Source organism: Kitasatospora dryopteridis, from assembly GCF_050749075.1.
GTDB lineage: Bacteria > Actinomycetota > Actinomycetes > Streptomycetales > Streptomycetaceae > Kitasatospora.
On record NZ_CP192749.1, the window covers coordinates 2,023,216 to 2,035,890 of the forward strand.

The following is a 12,675-nucleotide window of genomic DNA, read 5'->3' on the forward strand; positions in this document are numbered from 1 at the left end:
CCGCACTCCGCGCCCGTGCTTCCCCAACCACTCCTTCCGGAAGGCGACATGTCCGTCGAAGCCCTCCCCTCCCCCGTCCGCACCGGTTTCCCGGCCGGCTTCGTCTGGGGCGCGGCCACGGCCGCGTACCAGATCGAGGGTGCCGCCGCCGAGGACGGCCGCACCGCGTCGATCTGGGACACCTTCAGCCGCACCCCGGGCAAGGTCCGCAACGGCGACACCGGCGACATCGCCGCCGACCACTACCACCGGTACCGCGAGGACGTGGCGCTGATGGCCTCGCTGGGGCTCGGCGCGTACCGGTTCTCGCTGGCCTGGCCGCGGATCGTGCCCGGCGGCCGCGGCCCGGTGAACGAGGCCGGCCTGGACTTCTACGACCGGCTGGTCGACGAGCTGCTGGGGGCCGGGATCGCCCCGGTGGCGACCCTCTACCACTGGGACCTGCCGCAGGAGCTGGAGGACGGGGGCGGCTGGACGAACCGGGACACCGCCTACCGCTTCGCGGAGTACGCCCAGGTCGCGGCCGAGCGCCTCGGCGACCGGATCGGCACCTGGACGACGCTCAACGAGCCCTGGTGCAGCGCCTTCCTCGGCTACGGCAGCGGCATCCACGCGCCGGGCCGCACCGACCCGGCGGACGCCCTGACGGCCCACCACCACCTGCTGCTGGCGCACGGGCTGGGCACGGCGGCGCTGCGCTCGGCGCTGCCGGCGGCGGCGCAGGTGTCGCTGACGCTGAACCTGGCGGCGGTGCGCCCGCTGTCGCAGGACGCGGCGGACCTGGACGCGGCGCGCCGGATCGACGGCCTGGCGAACCGGATCTTCCTGGATCCGGTGTTCCACGGCCGCTACCCGGCGGACGTGCTGGCGGACACCGCGGAGGTCACCGACTGGTCCTTCGTCCGGGACGGCGACCTGGCGGAGATCTCCCGGCCGATCGACTCGCTGGGGATCAACTACTACACGCCGACGGTGGTCGCGGCCGACGACCCGGAGCGCCCGGCGGCGCGGCAGGACGGGCACGCGGGCGACATCTCGCCGTGGCCGGCCGACCGCGGGGTGCGGTTCCTGCCCGCGGAGGGCAGCCGCACCGCGATGGGCTGGCCGGTGGACGCCGACGGGCTGTACGAGCTGCTGACCCGGCTGCGGGACGACCTGCCGGGGCTGCCGCTGCTGGTGACCGAGAACGGCGCGGCGTACGAGGACTACAGCGACCCGTCGGGTGCGGTGCGCGACCCGGAGCGGATCGCCTACCTGCACGGGCACCTGGGTGCGGTGCGCCGGGCGATCGGGGACGGGGCGCCGGTGAAGGGCTACTTCCTGTGGTCACTGCTCGACAACTTCGAGTGGGCGTTCGGGTACAGCAAGCGTTTCGGCATCGTCCACGTGGACTTCGCGAGCCAGCGGCGCACGCCCAAGGAGAGTGCGCGCTGGTACGCGGAGGTGATCCGCACCGGTGATCTGCCGGCCTGAGGTGGGGCCGGCGGTGGTGCGCCGTACGGCCGCCCTGGGCTGTGGGGGCTCGGGGCGGCCGTGCGGGTCGGTACACCGGTGGTGCGGTGGGCGGCCGCCGGGCCCGGCGGGGCCCGGCGGCCGATCGGCCGTGCATCCGTTCGACCCGGCGGCCGTGCGTGCGTGCGGCGCGGTCGCCGTACGGGTGCACGGCCGTCCGCGTCAGCGGCGGGCCGGGTCGTGCCGGGTGGGGTTGTTCGGCCCCCGCATCGACTTGCTGACGGTCTTCCACTTCCTCAGGCGCTCGGCGGCGAGCCGGGCGTCACTGCGCGAGGCGATCCAGTCGTTCTCGCGCCGGAGCTTGAGGTAGCTGTCCATCCGGCGCTGCGGCAGGGTGCCGTCCTCGAGGGCGGCGGCCACGGCGCAGCCGGGCTCGGAGCGGTGGCTGCAGTCGTCGAACCGGCACTGCTCGGCGAGGCCGGCGATGTCGGCGAAGGCGAGGTCGACGCCCTCGCCGCCGTAGAGGCCGACCTCGCGCAGGCCCGGGGTGTCGATGACGACTCCGCCGCCCTCGAGCGGGACGAGCTCGCGGGTGGTGGTGGTGTGGCGGCCCTTCTCGTCGACGGAGCGGGTCTCCTGGACGGCCATCACCCGGCGCCCGGCGAGGGCGTTGGTGAGGGTGGACTTGCCGGCGCCGGACTGGCCGACGAGGGCGGTGGCGCCGTGCAGGCAGGCCCGGAGCACGTCCATGCCCTCGTCGGTCTCGGCGCTGACGGTGAGGACGGTGGCGCCGGGGGCGATCTTCTCGACGTCCTCGTGGATGAAGTCGGCGTCGTCGACGAGGTCGGCCTTGGTGAGGACGACCAGGGGTGCGGCGCCGGACTCCCAGGCGAGGGCGAGGAAGCGCTCGATCCGGCCGAGGTCGGGGTCGGCCGCGAGCGAGACCGCGATCATGACGGTGTCGATGTTGGCGGCGAGGACCTGGCCGTCGGAGCGGCCGCCCGCGGTCTTGCGGACGATCGCGGTGGTGCGGTCGAGCAGGGCGGTGACGGTGGGCATGGGCTGCGCGGCGAGGTCGACGGCGGCCCAGTCCCCGGTGCAGGGGCACTTGACCGGGTCGGGGTCGCCGACCGGCCGGGTGTCGGCGCGGACGGTGCGCAGTTCGCCGGTGTCGGGGTCGGCGACCAGGAGGTCGCAGCGGCCCCGGTCGACGCGGGAGATGAGGGCAGGGGTGAGCCCCGCCTCGGCGAAGTAGGTGAACTCGTCGGCCCGGTCGTCGTTCCAGCCGTAGGCGGAGAGCGGGTGGGCGAGAGAGGTGTTGCTGGTCACGGTGGGGTGGGCCCTTCACGGGAAAGGGTGGCCCCGGCGGTGCGCGCGTCGACGCGCTGTGTGATCGGTGTGGGTCAGCCGGTGGCCACGGGGGTGGGGGTGGACGACGTACGGACGCGGGCAGCGCCCATCGCAACGACGGTCATCACGGTCCTCACCTCCTGGCTTCACGGGGCTCGACAGGGGCGGCCCTCGGCGGGCCTCCCGAACGGCGTCCACGCTAGCCATCGGGCGGGCGCGGCGCCAGCGGTTTTTCGGCCGGGTCGGGGCGGTTCACCTGCGCTGCTGCCGCTTCGGCCAAGTGCGGTGCCGCCGATGGGTGTTGACGGGCCCTTGACACCTGACATTGGTCTAGTCCATCTTGGCGGAGCACGCGGCCTGCACGGCTCCCCCGCACCTCCCCTGCGGCCGCAACCCCCATCCCCCACTGGAGGTCCTGTGCGTACCCGGAACCGCCTCGTGGCGGCGCTCGGCGCCGTCGCGCTGGGCTCGGCCGCGGCCGTCGCCCTGCCTGGAACGGCCCAGGCGGCCAATCTGCTCACCAATCCCGGCTTCGAGAGCGGCACGCTCAGCGGCTGGTCCTGCACCGGCGGACTCGGCTCGGTGGTGAGCAGCCCGGTCCACTCCGGCAGCAGGGCGCTGGCCGGCGCGGCGAGCGCGAGCGACTCGGCGCAGTGCACCCAGACCGTCTCGGTGCAGCCCAACACCACGTACACGCTGTCCGGTTGGGTCCGCGGCAACTACGTCTACCTGGGCGTGACCGGCGGCGCCTCCACCTGGACGCCGTCCGCCGCCTCGTACCAGCAGCTGTCCGTCACCTTCACCACCGGCGCGAGCCAGACCAGCGCGCAGATCTTCACGCACGGCTGGTACGGCCAGGGCACCTACTACGCCGACGACATCAGCCTGGACGGCCCGGGCGGCGGGAGCGGCGACACCCAGGCGCCGACCGCGCCGGGCGGCCTCGCCTCGACCGGCAAGACCTCCTCCACGGTCTCGCTGTCCTGGAACGCCTCCACCGACAACGTGGGCGTGGCCGGCTACGACGTGTACAGCGGCGCCAACGTGGTGGCGAGCAGCACCGGCACCTCGGCGACGGTGACCGGCCTGGCCGCGAGCACCGCGTACACCTTCACGGTCAAGGCGCGGGACGCGGCGGGCAACACCTCGGCGGCGTCCAACAGCGTCGCGGTGACCACCGACCCCGGCGGCGGTGGCGGCACCGGCTTCAAGCAGGCCGCGCCCTACCTGTACATGGGCTGGGGCGAGCCGCCGTCCGCGACCACGGTGATGAGCGCGACCGGCATCAAGTGGTTCACCATGGCGTTCATCCTCTCCTCCGGCGGCTGCAACCCGTCCTGGGACGGCCAGCGCCCGCTCACCGGCGGCGTCGACCAGCAGACCGTCAACGCGATCCGGGCGGCCGGCGGCGACATCGTGCCGTCGATCGGCGGCTGGCAGGGCAACAAGCTCGGCCCGAACTGCGCCACCGCCGCCGACCTGGCCGGTGCCTACCAGAAGGTGATCAGCGCCTACGGCCTGAAGGCGATCGACGTCGACATCGAGAACACCGACGAGTTCGAGAACACGGCCGTCCAGGACAAGATCCTCGGCGCGCTGAAGATCGTCAAGCAGAACAACCCGGGCCTGAGGACGATCCTCACCTTCGGCACCGCGACCACCGGCCCGACCTACTACGGCAACCGGCTGATCGAGCAGGCCAAGGCCCTGGGCGCCGACATCGACGTCTTCACGATCATGCCGTTCGACTTCGGCGGCGGCGCCGACATGTACGGCAACACCGTGAGCGCGGCGAACGGCCTGAAGAACAAGCTGAAGACCACCTTCGGCTGGGACGACGCCACCGCGTACGCGCACGTCGGCATCTCCGGCATGAACGGCCTCTCCGACCAGCAGGAGACCACCACGCCGGCGATCTGGACGAGCATCCGCGACTGGGCGAACGCCAACCACATCGCCCGTCTGGCCTTCTGGTCGGTCAACCGCGACCGGCCGTGCGCAGGCGGCGGGGTGGCCGAGAACTGCTCCGGCATCAGCCAGAACAACTGGCAGTTCACCTCCATCACGGCCGGCTTCACCGGCTGACGACCGCAGGGCCGCAGAGCCGCCCCCGCCCACCGGCGGGGGCGGCTTCCGCATGTCAGGGCAGCCTCTCCGGGCAAATTGTTAGCGCTAACAGCCAGCTCGTCAAGCAGCCTGCACAGCGCTTTCATATCTATGCCCGCACGTGACCCGATGGTGACTCCAGCCCCTCTTGACGGGCTTCTTGTGAGCGTTAACACTCAGGTAACGCCAGGCCAGGGGCCCGACACCGGAGCCCTTGGCCCACTCCCTGCCCCCCACCCCCGCTCGACCGACCCGGCGCCCCCCGTCCGCCCCGGTCGCGGCACATCCCTGGAGGAACCTGTGCGGAAGCTCTCTACGGCCCTCGCCGCGGCCGGTCTCGCGCTGTCGCTGGCGGCCTGCGGCCAGAGCGCCAACGGCGTCGGCGACGGCGACGGCGCGGCCAAGGACGGAGGCAAGGGCGGGCTGGTCGGCATCGCCATGCCGACCAAGTCCTCCGAGCGCTGGATCAACGACGGCAACAACATGGTCAAGGAGTTCCAGGGCAAGGGCTACAAGACCGACCTGCAGTACGGCGACAACGTCGTCGAGAACCAGGTGTCGCAGATCGAGAACATGATCACCAAGGGCGCGAAGCTCCTGGTCGTCGCCGCGATCGACGGCTCCTCGCTGACCGACGTCCTGCAGAAGGCGGCCGACTCCCACATCCCGGTGATCTCCTACGACCGGCTGATCCGCGGCACCAAGAACGTCGACTACTACGCCACCTTCGACAACTTCAAGGTCGGCGTCCTGCAGGGCACGTACATCGCCGACAAGCTCGGCCTCAAGGACGGCAAGGGCCCGTTCAACGTCGAGCTGTTCGCCGGCTCGCCGGACGACAACAACGCCCAGTTCTTCTTCAACGGCGCGATGAGCGTCCTCAAGCCGTACATCGACAGCAAGAAGCTCGTGGTGCAGAGCGGCCAGACCGCCTTCAACCAGGTCGCCACGCTGCGCTGGGACGGCGGCGTCGCGCAGTCCAGGATGGACAACCTGCTGAGCAAGTCGTACACCAGCGCCCACGTGGACGCGGTGCTCTCGCCCTACGACGGCATCTCCATCGGCATCCTCTCCTCGCTCAAGGGCGTCGGCTACGGCAGCTCCGGCAAGGCGCTGCCGATCGTCACCGGCCAGGACGCCGAGGTGGCCTCGGTGAAGTCGATCATCGCGGGCGAGCAGACCCAGACCGTCTACAAGGACACCCGCGAACTCGCCAAGGTGGCCGTCCAGATGGGCGACGCGCTGCTGACCGGCGGCAAGCCGGAGACCAACGACACCACCCAGTACGACAACGGCGCCAAGGTCGTCCCGGCCTACCTGCTGCAGCCGGTCAGCGTCGACAAGGAGAACTACGCCAAGGTCCTGGTCGACGGCGGCCAGTACACGGCCGACCAGCTCAAGTAGCCCGACCAGTCCCGGGCCCGCCCGCCGCGGGCCGCTTGGATCCGGCGGTGCGGGCGGGGTGCCACCCCCAGCGCCCCCGCCCGCACCGCCCCCGTCGAAACGGATGCACCACCATGGCCGGACCTGTCCTCGAGATGCGTTCGATCACCAAGACCTTCCCCGGGGTCAAGGCCCTCTCCGACGTCAACCTCAGCGTCGCCGCCGGGGAGATCCACGCGATCTGCGGCGAGAACGGCGCCGGCAAGTCCACCCTGATGAAGGTGCTGAGCGGCGTGTACCCGCACGGCAGCTACGAGGGCGAGATCCTCTTCGAGGGCGAGCCCTGCCGCTTCAAGGACATCCGGGCCAGCGAGCAGCGCGGCATCGTGATCATCCACCAGGAACTCGCCCTGGTGCCGTACCTGTCGATCGCCGAGAACATCTTCCTCGGCAACGAGCACGCCAGCCGCGGCATCATCAGCTGGAACAGGACGCTCACCCACGCCGCCGCCCTGCTGAAGCGGGTCGGCCTGCAGGAGAACCCGCACACCCGGATCGCCGACATCGGCGTGGGCAAGCAGCAGCTCGTCGAGATCGCCAAGGCGCTGGCGAAGGAGGTGAAGCTGCTCATCCTGGACGAGCCGACCGCCGCGCTGAACGACGAGGACAGCCGCAAGCTGCTCGACCTGATGCTGGAGCTCAAGGCCCAGGGCATCTCCTGCATCATCATCTCGCACAAGCTCAACGAGATCGCCCGGGTCGCCGACGCGGTCACCGTGCTGCGCGACGGCCGGACCATCGAGACCATCCCGGTCGGCGCCGACGGCATCGCCGAGGACCGCATCATCCGCGGCATGGTCGGCCGCGACCTGGAGCACCGCTACCCCGAGCGCACCCCCGAGATCGGCGAGACCGCCTTCGCCGTCGAGGACTGGACCGTCCAGCACCCGATCGACCACCACCGCAACGTCGTCGAGGGCGCCTCGCTGACCGTGCGGCGCGGCGAGATCGTCGGCATCGCCGGCCTGATGGGCGCCGGCCGGACCGAGCTCGCGATGAGCGTCTTCGGCCGCTCGTACGGGCGGTACACCGGCGGGCGGGTGCTGGTGCACGGGCGGGAGGTCTCCACCCGGACGGTGCCGCAGGCGATCGGGCACGGCATCGCGTACGTGACCGAGGACCGCAAGCAGCTCGGCCTCAACCTGATCGACGACATCAGCCGGAACATCACGCTGAGCGCGCTCGGCAAGGTGGCGCGGCGGGGCTGGGTGAACCGGCACGAGGAGACGAAGGTCGCCGAGTCGTACCGGGCGTCGATGAACATCAAGGCGCCGTCGGTGTTCGCCGAGACCGGCAAGCTCAGCGGCGGCAACCAGCAGAAGGTCGTCCTCAGCAAGTGGATCTTCGCCGGCCCGGAGGTGCTGATCCTCGACGAGCCGACCCGCGGCATCGACATCGGTGCCAAGGCCGAGATCTACCAGGTCATCGCCGACCTCGCCGCACAGGGCAAGGCCGTGCTGGTGATCTCCTCCGAACTCCCCGAGCTCCTGGGCCTGTGCGACCGGATCTACACGATGGCCGAGGGCCGGGTCACCGGCGAGGTGGCCCGTGCCGACGCCGACCAGGAGTCCCTGATGCGCCTCATGACCGTGAGCGCCGCCCCGCAGACCGCAGCATCCCGACCCGAGCAGGTGTAAGGCATGGCCCAGACCCAGACCACCCCGAAGACCCCGCCGGGCCCGGCGGCCCCCGCAGAGCCCCGCTCCGCCGGTGCCGTGCTGGTCCAGGCGCTGCGCGGCAACGTCCGCCAGTACGGCATGCTGGTCGCCCTCGCGCTGATCGTGGTGCTGTTCCAGATCTGGACGGACGGCACCCTGCTGAAGCCGCTCAACATCACCAACCTGATCCAGCAGAACGGCTACATCCTCATCCTCGCGATCGGCATGATGATCGTCATCATCGCCGGGCACATCGACCTGTCGGTGGGATCACTGGCCGCGTTCGTCGGGGCGGCCGCGGCCGTGATGATGGTCCGGCACGACCTGCCGTGGCCGCTCGCCCTGGTGTTCGCGCTGCTGATCGGCGCGGTGGCCGGCGCCTGGCAGGGCTTCTGGATCGCCTACATCGGCATCCCGTCGTTCATCGTCACCCTGGCCGGCATGCTGCTGTTCCGCGGCGGCACCCAGATCCTGCTCCAGGGCCAGTCGATCGCGCCGTTCCCCAAGGGCTTCCAGAAGATCTCCAGCGGCTTCCTGCCCGAGGTCGGCCCGCACACCAACTACCACAACCTGACCCTGCTGCTCGGCCTCGGCGTGCTCGCGATCGCCGTGCTGCAGGAGGTCCGCGGCCGCCGCCAGGCCGCCTCGTACGGACTCGAGCTGCTGCCGGTGGGCTTCTTCCTCGCCAAGCTCGCCGCGATCACCGCCGCGGTCGTGGTCTTCACCCTGCTGCTCGCCAGCTACCACGGCGCCCCGATCGTGCTGCTGATCCTCGGCGCACTGCTGGTCGGCTTCGGCTACCTGATGCGGAACTCGATCATCGGCCGGCACACCTACGCGATCGGCGGCAACGAGCCCGCCGCGAAGCTCTCCGGTGTGAAGAGCAAGCGGGTGGTGTTCCTCGCCTTCGTCAACATGGGCGTGCTGGCGGCGCTGGCCGGCCTGGTCTTCGCGGCCCGGCTGAACGCCGGCACCCCGCAGGCCGGCATCAACTTCGAGCTGGAGGCGATCGCGGCGGCGTTCATCGGCGGCGCCTCCGCCTCGGGCGGCGTCGGCACCGTGCTCGGCGCGATCATCGGCGGCCTGGTGCTGGGCGTGCTCAACAACGGCATGTCGCTGGTCGGCGTCGGCACCGACTACCAGCAGGTCATCAAGGGCCTGGTGCTGCTCGCCGCGGTCGGCTTCGACGTCTACAACAAGCGCAAGGTCGGCTCCTGACCCCGGCCCGCGACGGCTCCGCCCGGTGTGTGCGCACACCGGGCGGAGCCGTTCCTGTCGGTCCCGGCGCGTAGCGTGGACCTCCGAGGACGGCCGCACCCGGGCGGCCGGGCGGCGGCGGGACGGCACATGGGCGGAGCACGGTCGGGCGGGGCGGCGCACGGGCCGGTGGCGGAGGGCCGCTACCGGCTGCGCAACGTCGGCAGCGGGCTGCTGCTGGAGATCGCCGGCGGGCGCGGCGGCAGCGGGGCGAAGGCCCGGCACGCGTCGGACGACGGCAGCGAGGCCCAGGTCTGGCGGGTGTCACCGGTGCATCCGGGGGCGGGCCTGTACCACCTGGAGAACGCGGCGAGCGGCAAGCGCCTCGACGTCATGGGTGCCCGCACGGAGGACGGGGTGCCGATCCAGCAGTGGTCCCCGAACGGCTTCGGCGCCCAGGAGTGGCTGTTCGAGCAGCACGTGGACGCGCCGGGCACGTTCACGGTCGTCGCGGTGATCAGCGGCAAGGCCGTGGAGGGCTGTGCGGACGGCTCGGTGCGCCAGCAGGAGGACGCCGACGATCCCGCGCAGTGGTGGCGGTTGGAACCGGCCTGACGCGCGCCCCCGTGGCGCCGTGCCGGCCGGCCCGTACCGTGGGCGCATGAGTGAACGTCAGACCGGCCGCCCGACCCGTTCCACGGCGTACCTGGCCGCCTCCGGCGTCTTCGCGGTCTGCATGGCCGGCACCACCCTGCCCACCCCGCTCTACTCGCTGTACCAGGAGGAGCTGGGCTTCTCCGAACTGGTCGTCACGGTGGTCTTCGCGGTGTACGCCTTCGCCGTGATCGGGGTGCTGCTGGCCGTCGGCAACGTCTCGGACACCGTGGGGCGCAAGCCGGTGCTGCTGGCGGGGCTCGGCTTCGCGGCGCTCAGCGCGGTCTGCTTCCTGGCGGAGGGCGGGGTGCCGATGCTCTGCCTGGGCCGGTTGATGTCGGGCTTCTCGGCGGGCCTGTTCACCGGCACCGCGACCGCGTACGTGCTGGAGCTGGCGCGGCCGGCCGGGAGGGCCGGGCGGCGTTCGCGGCGACGGCGGCGAACATGGGCGGGCTGGGGCTCGGCCCGCTGCTGTCGGGGGTGCTGGCCGAGTACGCGCCCGATCCGCTGGTGCTGCCGTTCGTGGTGCACCTGGTGATGGTGGCGGTCGCGGCGGGGGTGCTGCTGGTGCTGCCGGAGTCGGTGGCCGGGGCGGGCGGGCTGTCGGCGGCGCGGCTGAAGGCGCCGAGCCTGCCGCCCGAGGTGCGCAGGGTGTTCGTGCCGGCCGGGGTCGCGTCCTTCGCCGGGTTCGCGCTGCTCGGGGTGTTCACGGCGGTCTCGCCGGCCTTCCTGGCGCAGACCCTGGACGTGCACAACCGGGCGCTGATCGGGCTGATCGTCTTCGCGACGTTCCTGGCGTCGACGGGCGGCCAGCTGGCGGCCGGGCGGCTCGGGGCGCGGCGGGCGCTGCCGCTGGGCTGCGCGGTGCTGCTCGCGGGGCTGGCGCTGCTCGGCGGCTCGCTGCTGGCCGAGGTGCTGGCGCTGCTGGTGCTGAGCGCGCTGGTCGGCGGGACGGGCCAGGGGCTGTCGCTGCGCGGCTCGGTCGGGGCGGTGGCCGCGGCGGCGCCCGCGGAGCACCGGGCCGGGTCGATCTCCTCGCTGTTCGTGGTGGCCTACACGGGGATCTCGATCCCCGTGATCGGTGTCGGCGTGCTGTCCGAACCGGTCGGCCTGGAGGAGGCGGGGGTGGTGTTCATCGTCTGCATGGCGCTGCTGACCGTGTTCGCCGGGCTGTACCTGCTGCGCCGCCCGGTCCCGGGCCCGTGACGGTGACCGCGGCAGTGCCCGCGGCGGTGGAGGCGGCGGCACGCGGACGGCCGCACCCCGCGATGCGTGCGGGGTGCGGCCGGTGGACGTGGGCTCAGAGGGCCTGGGCGAGGCGGTGGTAGGCCTGGTTCCAGCGCAGTTCGCGGGTGAAGCGGCGCATGGTGGTGTCCCCGTCGATGAGGACGAGTTCGACGGCGAGCATCTCGGCGAGGTCGTCGAGCTCCTCGGTGCCGAGCGCCCGGGTGAGGACGGTGTGGTGCGGGCCGCCGGCGGTGAGCCAGGCCTCGGTGGAGGTGCGCAGGTCGGGGCGGGGCTTCCAGACGGCGCGGGCGACCGGCAGGTGGGGCAGCGGTTCGACGGGCTCGACGACGTCGACCTCGTTGGCGACCAGCCGGAAGCGGTCGCCCATGTCGGCCATGCCGACGACGACGGCGGGTCCGGGTGCGGCGTCGAAGACGAGGCGGACGGGGTCCTCGCGGCCGCCGATGGACAGCGGGTGGATCTCGCAGGAGGGGGTGCCTGCGGCGACGGTCGGGCAGACCTCCAGCATGTGGGCGCCGAGGATGAGTTCCTGTCCGGGCTCCAGGTGGTAGGTGTAGTCCTCCATGAAGGAGGTGCCGCCGGGCAGGCCCGCGGCGGCGGTCTTGAGGGTGCGCAGCAGGACGGCGGTCTTCCAGTCGCCCTCGCCGCCGAAGCCGTAGCCGTCGGCCATCAGGCGCTGGACGGCGAGGCCGGGGAGCTGGCGCAGGCCGCCGAGGTCCTCGAAGTTGGTGGTGAAGGCGCCGAAGCCGCCGTCGGTGAGGAAGGTGCGCAGGCCGGCCTCGATGCGGGCGGCGTAGCGCAGCGCGTCGTGGCGGTCGCCGCCGGGGCGGAGTTCCGGGGCGAGGCGGTAGAGCTCGTCGTACTCCTTGGTGAGGGCGGTGACGTCGCTGTCGGCGGCGGTGTCGACGGCGGCGACGAGGTCGTTGACGCCGTAGGTGTTGACGGAGACTCCGAGGCGGAGCTGGGCCTCGACCTTGTCGCCCTCGGTGACGGCGACGTCGCGCATGTTGTCGCCGAAGCGGGCGAGCTTGAGGGTGGCGAGTTCGGCGCGGCCGGCGGCGGCGCGGGCCCAGGAGGCGATGCGGCGGACGGTGGCGGGGTCGGTGGCGTGGCCGGCGACGGTCTTGCGGGCGACGCCGAGGCGGGACTGGATGTAGCCGAACTCGCGGTCGCCGTGGGCGGCCTGGTTCAGGTTCATGAAGTCCATGTCGATGGTGGACCAGGGCAGCTGCCGGTTGGCCTGGGTGTGCAGGTGGAGCAGGGGCTTGCGCAGGGCGTCGAGGCCGGCGATCCACATCTTGGCCGGGGAGAAGGTGTGCATCCAGGCGACGATGCCGATGCAGTTGTCGTCGGCGTTGGCGTCGAGGCAGGTGCGGCGGATGGCGGCGGCGTCGGTGAGGACGGGCTTCCAGGCGATGCGGACGGGGATGCCGCCGTCGGCGGAGAGGGCGGCGGCGACCTCGCGGGACTGTTCGGCGACCTGGCGCAGGGTGTCCTCGCCGTAGAGGCCCTGGCTGCCGGTGAGGAACCAGATCTCGCGGGTGTCGGCGGTGTGCGTCATGGGGTG

The 12,675-nt window shown here is 72.1% G+C and carries 8 protein-coding genes and 1 pseudogene; 7 read left to right on the plus strand and 2 right to left on the minus strand.

From position 1 onward, the window contains the following. Positions 1 to 48: 48 nt before the first annotated feature. Entirely contained in the window at positions 49 to 1,473 is a 1,425-nt protein-coding gene (locus tag ACQ614_RS09215) for a GH1 family beta-glucosidase (protein ID WP_431677939.1), read from the plus strand. A gap of 201 nt (positions 1,474 to 1,674) precedes the next feature. Here ACQ614_RS09215 and rsgA read toward each other — a convergent pair whose 3' ends face one another. After that, positions 1,675 to 2,781: a ribosome small subunit-dependent GTPase A gene (rsgA, locus tag ACQ614_RS09220; protein WP_431677940.1), complete on the minus strand. Its 1,107-nt coding sequence runs from the start codon at positions 2,779 to 2,781 to the stop codon at positions 1,675 to 1,677. A gap of 438 nt (positions 2,782 to 3,219) precedes the next feature. Between rsgA and ACQ614_RS09225 the strand changes: the two genes are divergently transcribed. From ACQ614_RS09225 to ACQ614_RS09250, 6 genes and pseudogenes are all read left to right on the plus strand, one after another. Further along, entirely contained in the window at positions 3,220 to 4,887 is a 1,668-nt protein-coding gene (locus ACQ614_RS09225; RefSeq protein WP_431677941.1) for a carbohydrate binding domain-containing protein, read from the plus strand. Between the two features lie 321 nt (positions 4,888 to 5,208). After that, positions 5,209 to 6,312 (plus strand): multiple monosaccharide ABC transporter substrate-binding protein, encoded by a 1,104-nt coding sequence (chvE, locus tag ACQ614_RS09230; protein WP_431677942.1) that lies wholly within the window; start codon positions 5,209 to 5,211, stop codon positions 6,310 to 6,312. Between the two features lie 113 nt (positions 6,313 to 6,425). Beyond that, a complete protein-coding gene (gene mmsA / locus ACQ614_RS09235; protein WP_431677943.1) occupies positions 6,426 to 7,988 on the plus strand; it encodes a multiple monosaccharide ABC transporter ATP-binding protein in 1,563 nt (520 codons plus the stop codon). Positions 7,989 to 7,991: 3 nt separating this feature from the next. After that, entirely contained in the window at positions 7,992 to 9,227 is a 1,236-nt protein-coding gene (gene mmsB, locus ACQ614_RS09240; RefSeq protein ID WP_431677944.1) for a multiple monosaccharide ABC transporter permease, read from the plus strand. 129 nt (positions 9,228 to 9,356) lie between these two features. Beyond that, positions 9,357 to 9,821, plus strand: coding sequence for an RICIN domain-containing protein (locus tag ACQ614_RS09245; protein ID WP_431677945.1), 465 nt, complete (start codon positions 9,357 to 9,359; stop codon positions 9,819 to 9,821). Positions 9,822 to 9,867: 46 nt separating this feature from the next. Continuing rightward, positions 9,868 to 11,066, plus strand: a pseudogene (locus tag ACQ614_RS09250) (MFS transporter). Positions 11,067 to 11,160: 94 nt separating this feature from the next. On the opposite strand, the gene araA reads toward ACQ614_RS09250, so the two are convergent. Continuing rightward, positions 11,161 to 12,669 (minus strand): L-arabinose isomerase, encoded by a 1,509-nt coding sequence (gene araA, locus ACQ614_RS09255; RefSeq protein WP_431677946.1) that lies wholly within the window; start codon positions 12,667 to 12,669, stop codon positions 11,161 to 11,163. Positions 12,670 to 12,675 lie beyond the last annotated feature (6 nt).